This window comes from Enterocloster sp., assembly GCF_057861365.1.
The window spans coordinates 18,257-39,915 of sequence record NZ_DBMACH010000017.1; the positions used below are offsets into that span (position 1 = coordinate 18,257).

Sequence of the window (21,659 nt, forward strand, 5' to 3'; positions counted from 1 at the left end):
AAGTCCATTTGCAAGGGTAAAATACAATTTTTTTTAGTTATACAAAATTTTTTTGTAAAAACCTCTTGCAATTACATTTTTTTGTGCTATGATGGAATCATAAACAATGCGGTTGCATTTTGCAAAGTATCATTGTACAAAGTAACCATATACACATCATCTAGAATATGACGGGAGGTAAGGCTATGGCATATACTCTGAATCTGCTGAAGCAGATCGCCGACGGCCTTGCAAAGCAGTTCGGACCTGACTGCGAGATCGTGATCCACGACTTAAAACGGCACGATCTGGAACATTCGGTCGTACATATCAACAACGGCCATGTGACAAACCGCAGGGAAGGCGACGGCCCTTCAAAGATCGTCCTGGAGACGCTCCACAAGGACCCTGCTTTGTTAAAGGATCATGTAGGCTATCTGACGCGCACATCAAATGGAAAGATTTTAAAATCCAGCACATTCTTCATAAGAAATGAAGAGGATACCGCTATAGACTACATTTTCGCCATCAATTATGATATCACCGGCCTTATGACCGTTGACCGCTCCATCCGCTCTCTTATTGATACCGAGCAGGGAAGCAGTCCAAAGCAGCAGCCGGAACAGATCGTACATAATGTAAATGATCTGCTGGATACACTGATTGAACAGTCCGTAGCACTGGTGGGCAAACCCGCCGCTCTGATGAATAAGGAAGAAAAGGTAACAGCGATTCAATTTCTCAACGATGCAGGCGCTTTTCTTATTACAAAATCAGGCGACAAGGTTTCAAAGTATTTTGGGATCTCCAAGTTTACCCTGTACAGCTACATCGATGTAAACAGCCGCAAATCATCTTAAACCACACAAATAAGGAGGACAAAGTATCATGGATCAGAAAATTCTGTGGGCGGTCAACCACATGCCGAAGACAGAAGACAAAAATCTTCCCATCATGGGATTAGAGGAGATTAAAAAGGCAAGAGCGTTCCACGAAAGCTTCCCGCAGTACAGCCAGACTCCTCTTACAAAACTTCCAAACATGGCTTCCTATCTGGGAGTAAAGGAAGTTTATGTAAAAGATGAGTCTTACCGTTTCGGCCTTAATGCATTTAAGGTACTTGGCGGCTCCTTCGCAATGGCGCGCTACATTGCAAAGGAAACAGGAAAGGATGTTTCCGAACTTCCCTACTCCGTTCTTACCTCTGAAAAATTAAGAGAGGAATTTGGTCAGGCTACCTTCTTTACAGCTACCGACGGAAATCACGGACGCGGCGTTGCATGGGCTGCAAACCGTCTGGGTCAGAAGGCTGTCGTACATATGCCAAAGGGCACCACACAGACCCGTCTTGAGAACATCGCAAAAGAGGGCGCTCAGGTAGACATTCAGGAAATGAACTATGATGACTGTGTTCGTCTGGCTGCCAAGGAAGCAGATGAGACTCCAAGAGGCGTGATCGTACAGGATACCGCATGGGACGGCTATGAAGAGATTCCCGCATGGATCATGCAGGGCTACGGCACCATGGCAATGGAGGCCGGCGAGCAGTTAAAGGCTCAGGGCTGCGAGCGTCCTACCCACATCTTCGTACAGGCCGGCGTTGGTTCCTTAGCAGGCGCTGTCGTAGGCTACTTTGCAAACCTTTATGCAGATAACCCTCCAACCTTCGTAGTAGTGGAAGCAGAAGCTGCTGCCTGCCTCTACAAGGGCGCTGCTGCCGGAGACGGCGACATCCGCATCGTTGACGGCGATATGCAGACCATCATGGCAGGTCTTGCCTGCGGCGAGCCAAATACCATTTCCTGGGATATCTTAAAGAACCATGTAAAGGTATTTATTGCTGCTCCTGACTGGGTAGCTGCAAACGGTATGCGTATGCTGGCCGCTCCGATCAAGGGCGACGCTTCCATCACCTCCGGTGAGTCCGGCGCAGCTCCATTCGGCGCTCTGGCAGCTATGACTACACTGGATGAATACGAGCAGTTAAAGAAGGATATCGGACTGGATGAGAACTCCAGGGTTCTTCTCTTCTCCACAGAGGGCGATACCGATCCCGACCGCTACAAAAACATCGTATGGAAGGGCTTAGACAAATAATTTTAAAATCAATTATGGAGGATGATATAAAATGAATCTGGATTACGCAAAAATCAAAGAAGCTGCACAGAACTATCAGAAAGATATGACCAAGTTCTTACGCGAGATCGTAAAGAACCCAGGCGAGAGCTGTGATGAGAAGGCTCACATCGAGCGCATCGCAGAAGAGATGAGAAACCTTGGCTTTGACAAGGTAGAGATTGATCCCATGGGCAACGTACTGGGCTTTATGGGTACAGGCGAAACCCTTATCGGCTTTGACGCACACATTGATACCGTAGGCATCGGCAACCGTGACAACTGGACCTTCGATCCATACGAAGGCTATGAGACCGAAACTGAGATTGGCGGCCGCGGCGTTTCCGACCAGTGCGGCGGTATCGTATCCGCAGTATACGGCGCTAAGATCATGAAGGATCTGGGACTTCTCTCTGACAAGTACACCGTTCTTGTAACCGGTACCGTTCAGGAAGAGGACTGCGACGGTCTTTGCTGGCAGTATATCATCAATGAGGACAAATACCGTCCTGCATTCGTTGTTTCCACCGAGCCTACCGACGGCGGCATCTACCGCGGACAGAGAGGCCGTATGGAGATCCGTGTAGATGTTAAGGGTGTTTCCTGCCATGGTTCCGCTCCTGAGCGCGGTGACAACGCAATCTACAAGATGGCAGATATCCTTCAGGATGTCCGCGCATTAAATGAAAATGACGCAGCAGATGACAAGGAAGTTAAAGGACTTGTAAAGATGCTGGATCAGAAGTATAATCCTGAGTGGGAAGAGGCTAACTTCCTCGGCCGCGGAACCGTAACCGTTTCCGAGATTTTCTTCACCTCCCCAAGCCGCTGTGCAGTTGCAGACTCCTGCTCTGTATCCTTAGACCGCCGCATGACCGCAGGCGAGACCTGGGAAAGCTGCTTAGACGAGATCCGTGCTCTTCCATCCGTTAAGAAGTACGGTGATGACGTAACTGTTTCCATGTATGAGTATTCCCGTCCTTCCTACAAGGGTCTGGTTTACCCCATCGAGTGCTACTTCCCAACCTGGGTAATCCCGAAGGATCATGAAGTAACAAAAGCGTTAGAGGAAGCTTACACCAACCTGTTCGGCGAGAACCGTATCGGTGCTGAGGAGACTCTGGAGATGAGAACCGCACGTCCTCTGACTGACAAGTGGACCTTCTCTACCAACGGCGTATCCATCATGGGCCGTAACAGCATCCCATGCATCGGCTTTGGACCAGGCGCTGAGGCTCAGGCACACGCACCAAACGAGAAGACCTGGAAGCAGGATCTGGTAACATGTGCTGCCGTATACGCTGCTCTTCCAACCGTTTACTGCAAGTAATTTCATATCATCTGCCGTCCGCGGTCTGAAACGATCGGGCTGCGGGGGCATTTATCTCATACTCATTCTATCAAAAAGGAGAACAAAACACATGAAAACTTTACAGGATTACATTGATAAGCTGAATTCCTTAAACTTCAAGGAAATGTATGAGGGCGATTTCTTCCTTACCTGGGAGAAGACAGATGACGAGTTAGAGGCTGTATGGACTCTGGCTGACGCTCTTCGTTTCATGAGAGAAAACAACATTTCCACAAAGGTATTTGAAAGCGGTCTGGGAATCTCCTTATTCCGTGACAACTCCACCCGTACACGTTTTTCCTTCGCTTCTGCCTGCAACCTGTTAGGTCTTGAGGTTCAGGATCTGGACGAGGGCAAGAGCCAGGTAGCTCACGGCGAGACTGTCCGCGAGACTGCAAACATGATCTCTTTCATGGCTGATGTAATCGGTATCCGCGATGATATGTACATCGGCAAGGGAAATGCATATATGCATGAGGTTGTTGACGCTGTTACCCAGGGCTACAAGGACGGCATCCTGGAGCAGAAGCCAACTCTGGTTAACTTACAGTGCGATATCGACCATCCTACCCAGTGTATGGCTGATATGCTGCACATCATCCATGAGTTCGGTGGCGTAGAGAACTTAAAGGGCAAGAAGCTGGCTATGACATGGGCTTACTCTCCTTCCTACGGAAAGCCATTATCCGTTCCTCAGGGTGTGATCGGCCTGATGACACGTATGGGTATGGAAGTTGTTCTGGCTCATCCGGAAGGCTACGAGGTTATGCCTGAAGTAGAGGAAGTTGCAAGAAAGAACGCTGAGAAGTCCGGCGGTTCCTTCCGCGTATCCCACGACATGGCTGACGCATTCAAGGATGCTGATATCGTTTATCCAAAGAGCTGGGCTCCATTTGCGGCTATGGAAAAGAGAACTAACCTGTACGCTGAGGGCGATTCCGATGGCATCAAGGCTCTGGAGAAGGAGCTGCTGGCTCAGAACGCAGAGCACAAAGACTGGTGCTGTACAGAAGAGCTGATGAAGACCACCAAGGACGGAAAAGCTCTGTACCTGCACTGTCTGCCTGCTGACATCAACGATGTAAGCTGCAAGGACGGCGAGGTTGAGGCATCTGTATTCGACCGCTACCGTGATCCTCTGTACAAAGAAGCAAGCTATAAGCCATACGTAATCGCTGCTATGATTATGTTAGCTAAGTTCGCTGATCCTGCCGACATCTTAAAGAAACTGGAAGACAGAGGTACTCCAAGAGTATTCAAGTAATTTTCTGAACTAATATTGCCAGGCTGCCGGACCGGAGCGCGCCTTTACATTGCTTGTGTCAGACGCAATTTCAGGCGTACGCCGGGACCGGCAGCTCTTTTTAACCCATATTTCGTTTTTTGATCAGCAAAGATACTAATTTTTGGTAATACGAGGGGAATTTTAACTATGGAAAATAAGAAGAAAAAACGCATTGTCATCGCCCTGGGAGGAAATGCACTGGGAAATACCCTTCCGGAGCAGATGAAGGCCGTAAAGATCACTGCAAAAGCGATCGTAGACCTCATTGAGGAAGGCTGCGAAGTAATCGTTGCCCACGGAAACGGTCCTCAGGTCGGCATGATCAACAACGCCATGGCTGCCTTAAGCCGTGAAGACGCCAATCAGCCCAACACACCTCTCTCTGTCTGCGTAGCCATGAGCCAGGCTTACATCGGCTATGACCTGCAGAACGCCTTAAGAGAAGAACTTTACAACCGCGATATCTATGATATTCCGGTGGCTACCATGATCACTCAGGTCCGTGTTGATGCAGATGATCCTGCTTTTGATACTCCCTCCAAGCCAATCGGGCACTTTATGACCGAGGAGCAGGCTAAGGTTGCAGAAGAAAAATACGGCTACATTATGAAGGAAGACGCAGGACGGGGCTACCGCCGTGTAGTAGCTTCCCCAAAGCCTGCTGAAATTGTTGAAATCGGAGCCATCCGCTCTCTGGTAGACTCCGGTCAGCTTGTAATCGCCTGTGGCGGAGGAGGTATCCCCGTAACCCGTCAGGGCAATCACTTAAAGGGTGCCAGCGCTGTTATCGATAAAGATTTTGCAAGTGAGCTGTTAGCAGAAAATCTGGATGCAGATTTCCTCATCATCCTCACTGCTGTAGAAAAAGTTGCGATCAACTTCGGAAAGCCGGAAGAAAAATGGCTGAATGAGCTTGATACGGAAGAAGCAAGAAAGTATATGAAAGAGGGTCATTTTGCTCCCGGTTCCATGCTTCCTAAGGTTCAGGCTGCTGTTAAATTCGCTGAATCAAAACCAGGACGCACTGCCCTCATTACCCTGCTTGAAAAGGCAAAGGACGGTATCCAGGGCAAAACCGGTACCCACATTCACTTAGGGCAGAATAACTAAATAATTTTGCATACAGATAACCTGTTCATCCGGCTGCTGGGATGGACGGGTATTTGTGGGGGGTCAAAAGTCTGCTATGGCAGCCTCCTGTATACTAAAAAGTAAAGGAAAACAACATTATGAATACAGCAAAAAAACATGCGTCTCTTTTTGAACTGGACGGAATACCAAAGATGAGCCAGGCCATTCCTCTGGCTCTGCAGCACGTTGTTGCTATGATCGTGGGCTGTGTAACGCCTGCCATCATCATTTCCGGCGCAGCCGGTATTGACACTGCCGACCGCGTGCTTTTAATCCAGGCTTCCCTTGTGGTATCCGCTCTGGCAACGCTTTTGCAGCTCTTCCCCATCGGAAGCAAAAACGGCTTTCATCTCGGCTCTGCCCTTCCCGTTATCCTAGGAGTAAGCTTTGCCTATGTACCCAGTATGCAGGCGATTGCTGAAACAGGCGGTATTCCCGCCATTCTGGGCGCTCAGATCGTAGGCGGTATCTGCGCGATCCTGGTAGGTCTGTCCATCAAAAAGATCCGCAGATTCTTCCCGCCTCTGATCGCAGGAACAGTTGTATTTACCATCGGCCTCTCACTCTATCCTACTGCCATCAATTACATGGCCGGCGGAACCGGCCAGCCCGGCTACGGCTCCTGGCAGAACTGGACGGTTGCCATCTTCACTCTGATCGTTGTAACCGTTCTCAACCATTTTGCAAAGGGATTTTTAAAACTGGCTTCTATTTTAATCGGAATGATCGCAGGCTACATCTTTTCCAGCTTTTTCGGAATGGTAAGCTTTTCCAACGTGGCACAAGCCGGTGTATTCCAGCTTCCCGAAGTCATGCACTTTGGCATCGAATTTGAGCCCTCTGCCTGCGTAGCCTTAGGTCTGCTCTTTGTCATCAATTCCGTACAGGCCATTGGAGACTTCTCTGCTACTACGGCCGGCGGTTTAGACCGTGAACCAACCACCGGCGAGCTTCACGGAGCCATCCTCGGATACGGTGTTTCCAATATACTCGGTGCATTTTTAGGCTGCCTTCCCACCGCTACCTACAGCCAGAATGTAGGTATCGTAGCTACCACAAAGGTCGTAAACCGCGTGACTCTGGGGCTTTCTGCACTGATCATCCTGACCGCAGGACTTTTCCCAAAATTTTCCGCCCTTTTAACTACGATTCCCTATGCGGTTTTAGGCGGCGCTACCGTATCTGTGTTCGCATCCATCGCCATGACCGGCATGAAGCTTGTTATGACGGAAAATATGAACTACCGCAATACCTCCATCGTAGGTCTTGCAGCCGCTCTGGGAATGGGTGTTTCACAGGCCTCTGCCTCTTTGGCTTCCTTCCCGGACTGGGTAACTACCATTTTCGGTAAATCGCCGGTAGTTATCGCTACTCTGGTTGCTGTTTTCTTAAACGTAACGCTTCCAAAAGACAAGGCGGCAGAGAAATAAATTGAATCTGTATACAGCAACGTGCGCCGCAAGGCGCACTAAAAAAGGCTCCGTCCATCCGCTTTGAATGGCCGGAGCCTTTTTTTGCTCAGTAATCCTCTTGTCTCTTTCGTTATCCTTACTCCAGCCCATAGGTCACTGTAACCTGGGCCTCTACACTGACCTCTCCGGGCATTACCGCCATGTCTGAAGCTGCAGCCGTTTCTTCCACTGCCATCTTGGCTGCTGGGGCATTGTAGGAGGAATATCGGGCCTGCGGATTGTAGCCGTATTCCTGAATATCTACCACAGAAGAAAGCTTCTTTCCAGATGCCTCCGCCATCGCTTCTGCCTTTGATCTTGCCATAGCGACAGCGCCCTTTAACGCTTCCTGATAGCTCTCATCATATTGGCTTGAAAAATAGGTGACAGACTCGATCTGATTCACACCTGCTGTCACAGACTGGCTGAGGATCTCTCCTGCCTGGTCAATGGGAATATCCGATACCGTGATCTCTGTATTCATCTCATAGCCTGTGATCGTCCGGTTTCCTGAGTTCCAGTCATAAATGGGACTCAAGCCATAGGCAGATGTCTGAATAGAAGTTTCCTTCACCCCCAGTCCTTTTAAGGTTTCAATGGTCTGATCCAGCTGTTTTGCATTGTCCTCCTGGCACTGGGAAGCAGTCTGGGCCTGACTGTAGACTCCATAGCGGATCTCGGTCATATCCGGAACCACCTTTACCTCTTCCTTCCCTGTAACTGTGATTCCCTCTGAATCATTTACATCCTGAACCTTAATCGTGTCCGGGAACTGAGCCGGAGTTGCGCAGCCACCTGCCATTACAGCCGCAAACAGTACAGCCGCCGCCATTCCTGCCCGGTTCCGGATTTGTTTTCCGCTCAAACCTCTCTTTTTTCGCTCTGCAATGTATCTATCTCGTTTCATCTAAGTCTTCCTCCCGTCATTGGCACGCCTCTTCTTTCTGCCTTTATTCTACCAGATTCAGGGAAAGATGGTATTTCTTTTCGCTTAAATTGTCTTACGATTTTTCCTGGAACCTCTGTCAGCATCCCTTTTTCCCAGTTCCCAGAATGCCACTGCACTGGCGCAGCTGATATTCAGCGAATCCACCCCATGACTCATGGGGATCATCACCGTGTAATCACAGTCTGCAATGGTATCAGACGCCAGTCCGTCTCCCTCTGTTCCAAGGATCACCGCCAGCTTTTCTTCTGCTCTGAGAGACGGATCATCCAGAAAAATAGAATCCTGCTTTAAGGCCATAGCCGCAGTTTTAAATCCCAGTTCCTTTAAAAGTTCCATTCCTCCTTCTGGCCATGGCTCTTTTTTCTCATCAAATTTTGTCCAGGGAACCTGAAATACCGTTCCCATGCTGACTCTGGCCGCACGGCGGTACAAAGGGTCGCTGCAGCCGGGAGTCAAAAGCACCGCATCCATATTTAACGCTGCAGCAGAACGGAATACAGCGCCTACATTGGTAGGATTTACCACATTTTCAAGAACTGCAATCCTTCTGGCTCCGGCACAGATCTCACGGACAGACGGAAGGGATTTCCGCTTCATAGCACATAAAAGTCCTCTTGTAAGCTTAAAGCCCGTAAGTCCCGTAAGTACATCCGGTTCTGCCATATAAACCGGAATATCCCCGCACCGCTTAATGACCTCATCAGCCTCACCTTCCATTTTCCCTTTTTCTGCCAAAATAGATATGGGCTCATAGCCTCCGTCCAGAGCGCGCTGGACTACCTTTGGACTTTCTGCGATAAAAATCCCCGGATTTGGCTCAAACAGACGCAGAAGCTGAACCTCCGGCGTCCTGGAGTACACATCCAGAGCGGGATCCCTTATATCCGTTATCATTCTAATATCTGCCATGTTAAATTCTCCTGTGTTCTAAGGTAAAATAGCGATTCTTTGACCAGGATATTTTCTGCTCCCGGTTCAATCATACGCACCGTTTTATTATGGAAAATGGAACCTTTTTTGTCAACTGCCATTTCGGTTTTATGGAACCCAGATCCGGATGCTCCCCTTTCCGCCGGTCGTAAGTACCTTAATTCCCAGATGCTCCATCCTCTTTACGACTCCCGGATCCGGATGGCCGTAGGAATTTCCTTTCCCGTAGGAAATAACCGCCAGCCGGACGTTCGTAACAGCTTCCAAAAAGGCCAGACAGGATGAGCCGGAAGAACCGTGATGAGCCGTCTTTAATAGATTGATATGGGCCAGATGCTCCCTGATCCATGCTCCCTCTCTGCGGTCTGCCTGGATCAGAAGCTGCTCCTCTTCCCTTTTTCCCATATCCCCCGTAAACAGCATATGAAAATCTCCACTGTCTGCGCATATCACCAGCGAGTGGGCGTTACGGTCTGTTTGATCGCTGCCCTCTCCACTGTAAACACAGGTAAGCTTAAGCTCACCTACACGGAGCACGTCTCCCGTTTCCATATACTGGGTTTTCCCTCCTGCTTCTTTCTGAAGCCGTTCCAGACGTTCATAGATCTCCTGTCCTTTCCCTCCGGCAGGAAGAAGGAGAAGCCCCGGACAAACCGTTTTCTGCTCCAAAAGATACATAAGGCCGCTTATATGGTCATTATCCCCATGGCTCACTACAGAAACATCCAATCGTTTGATTCCCATACTGTTTAAACAGGGTTCCAGCGTCATCTCTCCCAGTTTCTTTTCACTGCTGCTTCCTCCGTCTATAAGCACGCTGTGGGTTCCTGCCTGCAAAAGGAATCCGTCTCCCTGTCCCACATCCATACACAGAACGCCAATTCCCCTTACAGGCATAGGGATAAAGATTACAAGGCTGAAATAAAAGGCGCAAAAAAACAGCGCAAGCTTCACTGACCTGCCAGTCTTCCCCTTCTTCCCGTTCCAAACCCGCAGTCCCGCAAACAGAACGATCATAAAGAGCACATACACCGCTATCCTTTCCCATCCGGGTCTTCCAAGTACCAGACTGTATCCCGGAAACTTCCGGGACTGGCTGCACAGCCAGTCATAATACCCCAGTATATAATGACCTGCCCCTCCAGCCCCTCTTCCCAAAGCTGTGCTGAAGCCTCCAAGCCCGATGACCAGAAGACCCGAAACCATCAGCATCGGCACAAAGGGAAGAATCAGTACATTTAACGCCATACCATAAAAAGGATATTTAAAATAGTGCCACAGCATCACAGGCGTAAGGATCATCTGAATGCACAGGCTTACAGCGGCGCCCTTCTGCCAGCCTTTTTCCAGCCCCAGAAGCCTGCAAAGCCCCATTCCCGGCCCGGCAATGGCCCATACGGCAAGAAAGGAAAGCTGAAATCCGCTCTGAAATACCAGATAGGGCTGCTGCCACAAAAGCAGCACTGCCGCCATCCCCAGTGCAGAGAGGGTGTCATAGGTCCTTCCCTCTTTTTTAGCCAGCCACAGACAGAGGATCATGATCACAGCACGCATGGCAGAGCCGGAGCCTCCGGTGAGAAGGCCATAGTTCAGGACCAAAAAGGCCCCAACAGCTCCGGCTCCCGTAAAGCCAAATCCAAGCTTCCTTAAGATCAGATAAACCCCGCCGCCGATCACGGACAGATGCTGTCCGCTTACAGCCAGAAGATGAGCGATCCCGCTGTCCCGATACAGCTCCCTCTGCTCCTTTTCCATTTCGCCTGAATCGCCTAACAGCATGGCCATAAACACAGCCGCATCTTTCGGAGTACAGCACTTCTTCAAGACCTGAGCACAGTGCTCCTTTATCCGTTCAAGCATGGCCGGACAGGGATACGCCGAACCCTCAGAGCCAAAATATGTTTTCCCATATATCTTTACGGCAATTCCTTTTGAACGGTAATAGTTACGAAAATCGAACTCTCCCGGATTGAGAGGCCCTTTTACCACCTCAGGCCGTCCTGAAATCTCCACCGTTTTCCCTGCTGCCAGTTCATTTTCCCAGTCCGGCACATTGCCATAATCCATATACAACAGTATACGGCGAAACGTTTCCTTCCTCTCTCCGCTTTGGAGCTCTGATTCTTTAAGCTCCAGTGTCAACCGTTCTTCCTTCCAGCTTCGTTTTTCCACAGTGCCTCTGATCCGGCACTGTTTTCCCTCAAAGGGCTTTACAAGTCCTTCCTCATGATCCAGCCGGTTCTTTACCATACCTCCTCTGCCGCTTCCCGCCGCCATAGCCAAACTAATTAAAAAAACAGACAGGAGTTTTTTTTTAATACCACTCCTGCCTGTCCGTCTTTCTTTTGCCGTCCCCCATTTTAAAACCGCACAAAAAAGTGCCGGTATCAAAAGGACCACCGTCAGCCACACATTCACAGCCTCCTGCATCTGCAGGACCAGCACCTCTCCAAGTACGAAACCTGCTGCAATACCTGCAATCGGCCGTTTCATATTCATTTTACCTCATTATTCTTCTTGGATATACTCATGGTTTAACTCAAAGGTCTGGTTTAAGGATACCACATCCCGAAACATCACATCCTGGGAACCGTTTACCATGATCTGAACCCTTGTAATGCTTGTCATCTCAGCCAGAGAAGAGACAATGGCATAAATGGGAAGATATTCATTTACTGGATGCTCCATTTTCAAAAAAGAGGAATCAAAGTTGATGTAGCATACATTATCCGTAACAGAAATGCTTAAAATCTTGCAGTCAGATGGGAGCACCGCCAGATGGCCTTCTTCCGCCGGACCTGCTAAAAGCTGTTCCACGATCAGCTGCTCCATGGAGGTATTTATATTGTGGACAACCTCTCTTGTCTCAGAGATCAGCTTTGTTCCCGTTTTATCTGCAAAATACAGCTTCAGCTCTGTTTTTTCATAGGAATTTACATTACTGGTATTTAATATAAAATCGGAGGCAGACACAGCGCCTACCGGATTTCCCTGACCATCCATCAGCGGCTGATCTCCACAGTAAATACTGATATAATCTACGCCCGGTATCTGGGTAAGCGTCCTCGCCAGAGCCGCGCGGCATAAAATTTCCTGCTCTGGCTTCATATTTACATAACTCACATCAAAATACAGCGACAGTACCCCTGCGTCCAGACGGCTTTCCCTGAATACTGCCTTGTCTCCCAAAGCAGTCTGGCATTCCAGATCCTTAGGGACGTAACGCAGCTGCTCCATCAGCTCATCAGACAGGGCAAGCGGATCTGTTTCCTCCGTTTCATACACCCTGGGAATCAGATTTACCCCGGAACCATTCAGATAGTAAACCAGATATCGTCCTTCCTTCGGAGCTGCCACAGGCTCCTTCTCCAGATGACAGCCGGAAAGGAATAAAATCCCTGTCAGACAGAACAGTCTCAGAAGGATCTTTACTGAGAATCTTCCCTTTTTTCCTGTGGTACTCATGATTTATCCTCCTGTCTGGACACATAATTTAGGGGAATGCGCACACTGAAGGTTGTCCCTTCTCCCGGTGTACTTTCCGCATCAATGATCCCATGATGCATCTGGATCACATTCAGCGTAATGGCAAGCCCAAGGCCTGTGCCTCCCACCTCTCTGGATCTGGCCTTGTCCACGCGGAAAAAACGTTCAAAAATATGATCCATGCAGTCCTGAGGAATCCCGATTCCGGAATCCGCTACACGAATATAAAAATATTTATGATCTGCATCCAGAGTGACCCGCACCCAGCCGGAATCCACATTATACTTAATAGCATTTTCTACCAGGTTCGATACAGCCAGGGAAAATTTCACCCGATCCACATCTCCTGTTACCTCTCTGATACTTTCTAAAATCAGCTCTACATTGCTTCGCTTGGCAATGGGACGCAGGCGCTTTAAGATCAGCTCCAGCTCTTCATTTATATTCGTCTGTGTAATATTCATCTGGCTCTGGGCAGATTTATCCATTTTCACAAGCGTTAACAGATCAGTGATGATCTGATTTTCCCGGTCTACCTCATCCGAAATATCTGCCATAAACTCCCGGTACAGCTCTGCCGGCACTTCTTCCATGCTCATAAGCGAATCTGCAAGCACCCGGATAGAGGTGATCGGGGTCTTCAGCTCATGGGATACATTGGAAACAAACTCCTGTCTGGACTGATCTACTGCCTTAAGCTTTCTGAGCGACTTCTGTACTGCCTGTGAAAGCTGGATTGTTTCCTTATAGGCATCCTCCATGATATCGGTGTCCAAATCTCCGTAGGAAACACGCTCAAAGGAAGCCAGAAGCCGCTTAAAAGGCCGTATAAGGAAAAACACGGCTGCCATGGAACAGACCACCACCACCAGGATCATGCACAGCAAAAACAGCTGGGTGCTTCCCTGAACCCGGTCGGTCAGTGCGGAAATATTTTCCGTAGAAGCCATAACCACCATCACTCCCGTAACCTTCTTTTTATCGGAAGCACTGTGGATGGGAATAGTCTGGGTCAGATAACCCATCTCCTGATTCATACGGCTGTTTGTCTCCCCGTTAAAGCAGCGGATAACCTCTTCTGAAACATAATACTTCCCTGCCGCCAGGTTAAAAGTATCCTTCATAATCTTAAAGCTGCTGTTTACAATTACGATCCGCCCGTTATAAATATCTGCGATCGTCTGCATACGGGTATCCAGCTCCATGGTATTTCCCTTATCCGAGGTCATATAACCTGAACGCATGAGGCGGCTGCTTAAGATCAGACACTGATTCTGTATCTCAATGCCCTTCGCCTCCAGCTGGGTCTGGTTAAAGGCCCTGCGGCTGATCATTGCCTGCAAAAGCATGGGAACCAAAGCAGTAAGGATCATCAGAATCACCATAGGGATCATGACGCTTTTTCCCCTTAGCTTAAACCGCTCAAGCCATTTCTTCTTTTTCAATCTACTCCAGCTCCTTTAAATGGCCGCTGCAGGCCACAGCAAGACAGCCCGGTCCGATATGGCAGGCAATGCTTAATGACAACGGCGCTATGCAGATATTGGCATCCGGATAGATTTCTGCCACTGTTTCCTTAAATTCCTGAGCCATCTCATCGCTGCAGGTATAAGCAATCTCCAGCCAGGTATGACGTGCCTCAGGATCGTGAAAACGTGTTTCCAGATCCTTTTTAAGAGCGGTCATCATAATGGTCTTTCCCTGCTTTAAGGTTCTGGCCTTGGAAAATGCATCCAGCTTTTCCCCCTGGATGGTGAGGACAGGCTTAATCTGGAGAAGAGTTCCCAACATAGCGGCTGCCGGAGTGATGCGTCCTCCCTTTTTAAGATATTTTAAAGTGGTCACTGTAACATAGATGGAACTGTCAAACTTTGTTTCTTCCAAAATATTGCGGATCTGTGCAGCCGCATATCCCTTTTTTATCAAATCTCTGGCATCCAGCACAGACTGCATCTGGGTCACGGAAATGCGCTGGTTATTGACTACATATACCTTTCCCTCGTAATCCTCTGCTAAAAGCATGGCGGTCTGACAGGAACCGCTTAAACCGCTGGACATGGGGATATACACCACTGCATCATACTCCTCTAAAAGTTTATCCCAGAAATCAGTCACCTCACCGGGGGACGGCTGAGAGGTGGTAATATCCGCTCCCTCCTCCATCCGTCTGAAAAATTCCTCGTGGGTAAGATCCACACCCTCATAGTACATCTGCCCGTCAATAATAAAGGGCATGGGAAGCACATGGACTCCCAGCTGCTTTGCCTGATCCTGGGTAATGCCGCTGTTGCTGTCCGTAGCTGCTGCTATTTTCATAACATATCCTCCTTTCAGTTAAGCCCCTGATTCAAACGGTTGGCTGTCATATAAAGCTGGTAATACATCCCCTTCTTTTCAAGAAGTTCCTTATGATTTCCTTCCTCCACGATCTCATTGCCGGAAAGCACCAGGATCCGGTCTGCCCCCTGAATGGTCGTCAGGCGGTGGGCGATAGTTAACGTAGTGCGGCCCTCAGCCAGCTTTTCCAGAGACTGTGATACCAGATACTCGCTCTCATTGTCCAGAGCTGAGGTGGCCTCATCCAGAATGAGGATTGCCGGATTTTTAAGAAATACCCTGGCAATACTGATGCGCTGTTTCTGCCCGCCGGAAAGCTTTACGCCCCGTTCGCCCACATAGGTATCGTAGCCGTCTTTTAATTCCGTAATAAACTCATGAGCCCCCGCCATTTTTGCAGCCTTGATCACATCCTCTCTGGAAGCGCCGGGGCGTCCGTAGAGAATATTTTCAAATACAGTGCCGGAAAACAGGTATACATCCTGCTGTACCACTCCGATATTGGAGCGCAGGCTTCTCAGGGTAATATCCCTTACATCCATTCCGTCAATGGAGATAGTTCCCCCTGTTGTGTCATAAAATCTGGGCAGCAGATTACAGAGTGTAGTTTTTCCGCCGCCGGAAGGGCCAACTAAAGCAATCCTCTCGCCTGGACGGATTTTTAAACAGATATCATTCAGTACCTGGGTATGATCGTCTGCATATTCAAAGCTTACATGGTCAAATTCGATTGTTCCCTTTACATCGGAAAGAGGCTTTGCTCCCTTTTTATCCCTGATATCGGGAGTCACATCCATAATCTCCTGAAAACGCTCAATCCCGGTCATTCCTCTCTGGAACTGCTCCGCAAACTCGATAATCCGGCGGATGGTTGTCAAAAGAGTGGTCACGTACATGGTATAGGCGACCAGATCTCCCGGAGCGATCTTTCCGTTAATCATGAAAAGGCCTCCGGCCACGATCACCAGCACATACATCAGGCCGTCAAAGGAACGGGTGGTAATCTGAAAGGCCGCCATATACCGGTAGGTATGCTTTTTGATCTTCATAAACTCCCGGTTGCCTTTTCCGAATTTTTCAATCTCCACCGGCTCATTTGCAAAGGCACGAACCACCCGGTTTCCTAAAAGCGTATCCTCAATCTGGGCGTTCAGCTCGCCGATCTGATTTCTCTGAAGCCGGAAGGCCGCTTTTACCTTCAGATTAAACCAGGTACAGGAAACGATCATGATCGGGATCATCAGGAAAATGAGCAGCGTCAGCTCCAGATTGATTCCTGACAAAATCACAAAGGATACGATTCCCTTTAAAATGGCAATAAAAAATTCCTCCGGACAGTGGTGTGAAAATTCCGTCACGTCAAACAGATCGCTGGTGATCCTGGACATGATCTGTCCAACTTTGGTATTGCTGTAGTAGCTGTCCGAGAGCATCTGCAGATGCTCAAAGGCATCCTGGCGCATATCTGTTTCAATATATACGCCCATCACATGGCCCGTATATGCCATATAATAGGCAGCCAGCGAATCGATCACCCGCAGGATCAGATATAAAAGGCCGATTTTTACCACAAGCCCTGTGGTTAAGGAAGCCAGATCCTGCATTCCCTGATTGGTGATAAACCGAAGGATCAGAGGAAGCACCAGCTCTCCCAGCGTGGTCAATGCCGCACAGAACAGATCCAGGATCAGGACCTTTTTGTACTTTCCATAATATGGAAGAAAGCTTTTTAACAGCTTTGCCGCTTTCATTCCCTTTTTCGTATTCATATTCCTTTCTCCCCTGTTTTGTTCTTGCCATCAGAGTAATTTCTCCGGGCAGTTATCTTTTTATTGTAACGTATCTGAATGGAAAATGGAAGAGGCAGGGGAAAGAATTTTTTCCTACCCTTTTTTCCAGATTTTGCTATAATAGTGTCAAATAGATTTGAAGGAGAAAATCAGCTATGGGATATGTCTATCTGCTCTGCGTTGCCCTGATGTTCAGCTTCGGCGGTACCTGCGTCAAACTGATCAGCCCTTATTTTAATGCTTCATGGATTACCTTTTTCCGTTTTTTCATTGGAGTGGTGTGGCTGCTCATCTTAAAGTGTATCCTGAGGCAGCCATTTCAAAAAAACTTAAAACAGGCCCTCTTATCCTGCTGGAAATGGATCCTGTTCGGAGCCTTTATCAAATGGATGGCCTATCTGACAGAAAACTACGCCTTAAGCCACGGACTTTCCTATGGAAATATTGTGACCCAGCCTGCCCAGACCCTGTTTCTGACGCTGGTAAGCGTACTGTGCTTTAAGGAGAAGCTGTCCCCCAAAAAGGGATTCTGTATCTTTCTCTGCATCGGCGGCGTTCTGTGCATCTCTTTAAACGGCCGTCCTCTGGATGTATTTTTTAAAGAAAATCTCCTTTTTACCGGCCTGTTTATCCTGTCCGGTATCTGTGCAGGCTGCCATGTGCTTTCCCAGAAAATGGTAGCTGGACGGCTGGATATTATCGACAGCAATCTGGCTATATTTACCCTGTCCGGTCTTTTTTCCCTGATCCCGGCCGCAGAGCCTGTATTTACAGGGAAAATAGCTTTTATCCGTCCGGATCTGGCCTGCATCCTTGCCATCCTTGCCTTCGGCTTTATCACGGGAATGGGCTTTTACCTCAATGCCAAAGCCATCCCCCTGGTGCCCTTTTATATGGTTCCCGTGATCCAGAGCATGATGGCCGTATTCGCCATTCTCTGGGGCGTATTCTTCTTTCACGAAACGGTCACTGGCTGGATCATCGGCGGAACAGCCGCTTTTATGATCGGGGTCATCGGGCTGCAGATGAAGAATAATTAAAGTCTGAGTCCTCAGGCGTACTACTGCAAACCCCCCCGGAAAAGCTTCTGATATGCTCTCTCCGGGGGGGGAATTGTCAGCCACTCTCAAGCGGTATCATTTTATCTTATTTCACCAGCAGAGACTTGCCAGTCATCTCCTTAGGCTGCTCCAGTCCCATCAGCTCAATCAGGGTAGGTGCGATATCGCAAAGAGCGCCGCCTTCACGAAGTTTAAAGGATGGATCTGCATTTACCAGGATAAAAGGAACAGGATTTGTGGTATGAGCAGTGAATGGCTCACCTGTCTCATAGTCTACCAGCTGTTCTGCATTTCCGTGGTCTGCGCAGATAAACATTACACCGTCCACTTCTTTTACAGCCTCTACGGCCTTTCCTACACAGGCGTCTACCGTCTCAATAGCCTTGATGGCTGCATTTTCAACACCTGTATGTCCCACCATATCCGGATTTGCAAAGTTAATGATCACTACATCATACTTTCCTGAGCGAATAGCCTCTGTCAGTTTGTCGCATACGCCGTTTGCACTCATCTCAGGCTTTAAATCATAGGTAGCCACTTCCTTTGGAGAAGGCACCAGAATACGATCCTCTCCTTCATTTGGCTCCTCTACTCCGCCGTTAAAGAAGAAGGTAACGTGAGCGTACTTCTCTGTCTCGGCAATGCGTACCTGCTTCTTGCCGTGAGCAGCCAGAAACTCTCCGAAGGTATTGGTGATCTGCTCCTTCTTAAATGCCACCAGCTTATTTGTGATGGTCTCGTCATAGTCTGTAAAGCAAACATAAACCAGATCCAGTTTTTTCTCTCTTGCAAAGCCGTCAAACTCATCGTCACAGAATGCATGAGTAATCTCTCTTGCACGATCAGGGCGGAAGTTAAAGAACACAACAGAGTCGCCATCTTTGATGGAAGCTCTGGGAGCACCGTTTTCGGTTACAACGAAAGGAACTACAAATTCATCTGCCTTTCCATCATCATAAGACGCCTGAATACCGGCTGTAGCGCTCTCAGCTGCCTTACCTTCACCCTTTGTAAGTGCTCTGTAAGCCAGCTCTACGCGATCCCATCTCTTATCACGATCCATTGCATAGTAACGTCCCATAACGGAAGCTACCTTTCCAACGCCGATCTCAGCCATCTTTTCCTCTAACTGAGCCACAAAATCCTTACCGGATTCCGGAGGTGTATCACGTCCATCCAGGAAGCAGTGTACATATACCTTCTCCAGGCCATTTCTCTTTGCCAGTTCTAACAGGCCATAGATATGGGTTAAATGGCTGTGTACGCCGCCGGTAGATACCAGACCGAACAGATGAAGAGCGGAATCATTCTTTTTACAGTTTTCTACTGCCTGTAAAAATTCAGGAACCTGGAAGAAATCGCCGTCCTCAATCGACTTGGTAATGCGGGTCAGCTCCTGATATACCACACGTCCTGCACCCATATTTAAGTGGCCTACCTCAGAATTACCCATCTGTCCATCAGGAAGTCCTACAAACAGGCCGCTGGCCTGACCTTCCACAAAAGGACACTGGCTCATCAACTGATCCATAACCGGAGTCTTAGCCTCGCAAACTGCATTGTGATCGCAGTTTTTATTCAGACCATATCCGTCCAGGATCATAAGAACTACTGGTTTCTTATTCATAATCGTTTATCTCCTTATTGGCTTACGCCTGCTTATAATTTACAATCTTTCCGAAATCAGGCTTTAAGGAAGCGCCGCCTACCAGACCACCATCGATATTTGCCTGTGCAAACAGCTCGGGAGCAGATGCAGCAGATACAGAACCGCCGTACTGGATGCGGATAGCTTCTGCAGTTGCTTCATCATAAATTTCACCGATGCAGGCACGGATAGCTGCACATACCTCTTCTGCCTGCTCTGTGGTAGCTACTTTTCCGGTTCCGATGGCCCAGATTGGCTCATATGCAATTACTGCAGTTTTTGCCTGATCTGCTGTTACATTCAAGAAAGCGATCTTGATCTGCTGACGGATCCAGTCAATAGTAATCCCTTGCTCTCTCTGAGTCAGAGACTCGCCGCAGCAGATAATCGGGGTAATACCGTGTTCAAATGCCTTTAATACTTTTTTATTTACAGTCTCATCTGTCTCTGCAAAATACTCTCTTCTCTCGGAATGTCCGATGATCACGTATTTTACGCCTGCGTCTGTCAGCATATTGGGTGAAATCTCACCTGTATAGGCTCCCTTTTCCTCAAAATACATATTTTCAGCACCGATATTGATATTGCTTCCCTTTGCAGCCTCCATTGCCGGGATAATATCAATAGCAGGTACACAGAACACTACATCCACCTCATCATTGGCTACTAAAGGCTTTAACTCGTTTACCAGTGCTACTGCCTCAGAAGGGGTCATATTCATCTTCCAGTTGCCTGCAATGATTTTCTTTCTTGCCATGATTATCTCTCCTTTACACACATTGATTCCGTAAATGGACCGCCCGGACCGCAGGCTTATCTCCGGTCCGGGCGGTATACTTATGCTATACAGCCTTATTTGTCATCTGCTGCTGCTACACCTGGAAGTACCTTGCCCTCAAGGAACTCCAGAGAAGCGCCGCCGCCGGTGGAAATGTGGCTCATCTTATCAGCAAATCCCAGCTGATTTACAGCTGCTGCAGAATCGCCGCCGCCGATAATCGTAGTTGCATCTGTCTCAGCCAGAGACTCAGCAACTGCGATGGTTCCCTTTGCCAGAGTCGGATTCTCAAATACGCCCATCGGTCCGTTCCATACAACAGTCTTTGCAGACTTTACAGCCTCAGCATAGATCTTTGCAGTCTCAGTGCCGATATCCAGACCCATCTTATCAGCAGGCATAGCATCTACGGATACGTTCTCTGCCTCAACAGGAGCATCAATTGGATCCGGGAAGGAAGCTGCTACTACTGCATCTACAGGAAGAAGGAGCTTCTTGCCAAGCTTCTCTGCCTTTGCCATCATTTCACGGCAGTAATCTAACTTGGTATCATCTACTAAGGACTTTCCGATTTCCTTGCCCTCTGCCTTTAAGAAAGTAAATGCCATACCACCGCCGATGATCAGAGTATCGCACTTCTCTAACAGATTAGAGATAACATTTAATTTATCAGCAACCTTTGCACCGCCAAGAATTGCTACGAAAGGTCTTACAGGATTTTCAACTGCATTTCCCAGGAAATCAATCTCCTTCTGCATCAGATAGCCAACTGCATTTGTGCCGCCCTTGGCAGAAATGAACTTGGTTACGCCCTCTACGGAAGCGTGTGCTCTGTGGGAGGAACCGAATGCGTCGCATACATAATCGTCAGCCAGATCTGCTAACTCTTTGCTGAATGCCTCGCCGTTCTTTGTCTCTTCAGCGCCGCGGAAACGGGTATTCTGAAGAAGAACCACATCGCCTTCGTTCATGGCCTCTACAGCCTTGGTTGCCGCCTCGCCGGTTACGTTGTAATCCGCTACGAATACAACTTCTTTACCTAACTTCTCGCTCAGTCTCTTTGCGACAGGAGCTAAAGACTCACCCTCGTTAGGGCCATTCTTTACCTTGCCTAAGTGGGAGCAGAGGATTACCTTTGCACCGTCAGCGATCAGCTTGTTGATGGTTGGCAGAGCAGCCACGATACGTGTCTCGTCGGTGATCTCACCATTCTTTAACGGCACGTTGAAATCGCAGCGCACCAGCACTCTTCTGCCTTTTACGTTCATATCGTCGATAGATTTCTTATTTAACATAATGGATGTACCCCTTTCATACTGCGTAAAAAGGGCCCGGCCCTGACGACCGGACCCTTTTTATGAGTCTACT

The 21,659-nt window shown here is 48.5% G+C and carries 17 protein-coding genes; 7 read left to right on the forward strand and 10 right to left on the reverse strand.

All coding sequences use genetic code 11. The features are described 5' to 3' along the window. Window positions 1-185 precede the first annotated feature (185 nt). The 6 genes from ACZM6M_RS14700 to ACZM6M_RS14725 all read left to right on the forward strand — a co-directional run bounded on the left by ACZM6M_RS14700 (window position 186) and on the right by ACZM6M_RS14725 (window position 7,291). A complete protein-coding gene (locus ACZM6M_RS14700; RefSeq protein WP_066547132.1) occupies window positions 186-839 on the forward strand; it encodes a helix-turn-helix transcriptional regulator in 654 nt (217 codons plus the stop codon). 28 nt (window positions 840-867) lie between these two features. After that, complete coding sequence (gene dpaL, locus ACZM6M_RS14705; RefSeq protein WP_066547130.1) at window positions 868-2,076, forward strand: diaminopropionate ammonia-lyase; 1,209 nt, start codon at window positions 868-870, stop codon at window positions 2,074-2,076. Window positions 2,077-2,107: 31 nt separating this feature from the next. After that, window positions 2,108-3,424: a YgeY family selenium metabolism-linked hydrolase gene (locus ACZM6M_RS14710; protein ID WP_337934211.1), complete on the forward strand. Its 1,317-nt coding sequence runs from the start codon at window positions 2,108-2,110 to the stop codon at window positions 3,422-3,424. A gap of 91 nt (window positions 3,425-3,515) precedes the next feature. Further along, window positions 3,516-4,709 (forward strand): knotted carbamoyltransferase YgeW, encoded by a 1,194-nt coding sequence (ygeW, locus tag ACZM6M_RS14715; RefSeq protein ID WP_337934212.1) that lies wholly within the window; start codon window positions 3,516-3,518, stop codon window positions 4,707-4,709. 168 nt (window positions 4,710-4,877) lie between these two features. Further along, the gene (gene arcC / locus ACZM6M_RS14720; RefSeq protein WP_066547119.1) at window positions 4,878-5,840 is read left to right on the forward strand and encodes a carbamate kinase; all 963 of its coding nucleotides are present in this window, start codon (window positions 4,878-4,880) and stop codon (window positions 5,838-5,840) included. Window positions 5,841-5,959: 119 nt separating this feature from the next. Then, window positions 5,960-7,291 (forward strand): uracil-xanthine permease family protein, encoded by a 1,332-nt coding sequence (locus ACZM6M_RS14725; RefSeq protein ID WP_337934062.1) that lies wholly within the window; start codon window positions 5,960-5,962, stop codon window positions 7,289-7,291. A gap of 118 nt (window positions 7,292-7,409) precedes the next feature. Here ACZM6M_RS14725 and ACZM6M_RS14730 read toward each other — a convergent pair whose 3' ends face one another. The 7 genes from ACZM6M_RS14730 to ACZM6M_RS14760 form a co-directional block, all read right to left on the reverse strand. Next, window positions 7,410-8,144 (reverse strand): SIMPL domain-containing protein, encoded by a 735-nt coding sequence (locus tag ACZM6M_RS14730; RefSeq protein ID WP_484073964.1) that lies wholly within the window; start codon window positions 8,142-8,144, stop codon window positions 7,410-7,412. A 159-nt stretch (window positions 8,145-8,303) separates the two neighbouring features. Beyond that, window positions 8,304-9,170 (reverse strand): TrmH family RNA methyltransferase, encoded by an 867-nt coding sequence (locus tag ACZM6M_RS14735; RefSeq protein ID WP_066547113.1) that lies wholly within the window; start codon window positions 9,168-9,170, stop codon window positions 8,304-8,306. A gap of 129 nt (window positions 9,171-9,299) precedes the next feature. After that, window positions 9,300-11,690 carry a DNA internalization-related competence protein ComEC/Rec2 gene (locus tag ACZM6M_RS14740; RefSeq protein WP_489490524.1) on the reverse strand — a complete coding sequence of 797 codons (2,391 nt, stop codon included), beginning with the start codon at window positions 11,688-11,690 and terminating at the stop codon, window positions 9,300-9,302. Window positions 11,691-11,699: 9 nt separating this feature from the next. Next, on the reverse strand, window positions 11,700-12,656 hold the full coding sequence (locus ACZM6M_RS14745) for a GerMN domain-containing protein (protein ID WP_417045348.1): 957 nt from the start codon (window positions 12,654-12,656) through the stop codon (window positions 11,700-11,702). Next, a complete protein-coding gene (locus ACZM6M_RS14750) occupies window positions 12,653-14,122 on the reverse strand; it encodes a sensor histidine kinase (RefSeq protein ID WP_337934056.1) in 1,470 nt (489 codons plus the stop codon). Before ACZM6M_RS14750 ends, ACZM6M_RS14745 begins: the two co-directional genes overlap by 4 nt. A gap of 1 nt (window position 14,123) precedes the next feature. Further along, complete coding sequence (locus ACZM6M_RS14755) at window positions 14,124-14,993, reverse strand: DegV family protein (RefSeq protein ID WP_337934055.1); 870 nt, start codon at window positions 14,991-14,993, stop codon at window positions 14,124-14,126. 14 nt (window positions 14,994-15,007) lie between these two features. Further along, window positions 15,008-16,783: an ABC transporter ATP-binding protein gene (locus tag ACZM6M_RS14760; protein ID WP_417045350.1), complete on the reverse strand. Its 1,776-nt coding sequence runs from the start codon at window positions 16,781-16,783 to the stop codon at window positions 15,008-15,010. A 176-nt stretch (window positions 16,784-16,959) separates the two neighbouring features. Between ACZM6M_RS14760 and ACZM6M_RS14765 the strand changes: the two genes are divergently transcribed. Continuing rightward, window positions 16,960-17,844 carry a DMT family transporter gene (locus ACZM6M_RS14765; protein ID WP_337433461.1) on the forward strand — a complete coding sequence of 295 codons (885 nt, stop codon included), beginning with the start codon at window positions 16,960-16,962 and terminating at the stop codon, window positions 17,842-17,844. Window positions 17,845-17,950: 106 nt separating this feature from the next. Here ACZM6M_RS14765 and gpmI read toward each other — a convergent pair whose 3' ends face one another. From gpmI to ACZM6M_RS14780, 3 genes are all read right to left on the reverse strand, one after another. Next, complete coding sequence (gene gpmI, locus ACZM6M_RS14770; protein WP_337433460.1) at window positions 17,951-19,492, reverse strand: 2,3-bisphosphoglycerate-independent phosphoglycerate mutase; 1,542 nt, start codon at window positions 19,490-19,492, stop codon at window positions 17,951-17,953. A gap of 22 nt (window positions 19,493-19,514) precedes the next feature. Beyond that, on the reverse strand, window positions 19,515-20,270 hold the full coding sequence (gene tpiA, locus ACZM6M_RS14775) for a triose-phosphate isomerase (RefSeq protein WP_066547098.1): 756 nt from the start codon (window positions 20,268-20,270) through the stop codon (window positions 19,515-19,517). A 95-nt stretch (window positions 20,271-20,365) separates the two neighbouring features. Beyond that, the gene (locus tag ACZM6M_RS14780) at window positions 20,366-21,589 is read right to left on the reverse strand and encodes a phosphoglycerate kinase (protein WP_066547096.1); all 1,224 of its coding nucleotides are present in this window, start codon (window positions 21,587-21,589) and stop codon (window positions 20,366-20,368) included. Window positions 21,590-21,659 lie beyond the last annotated feature (70 nt).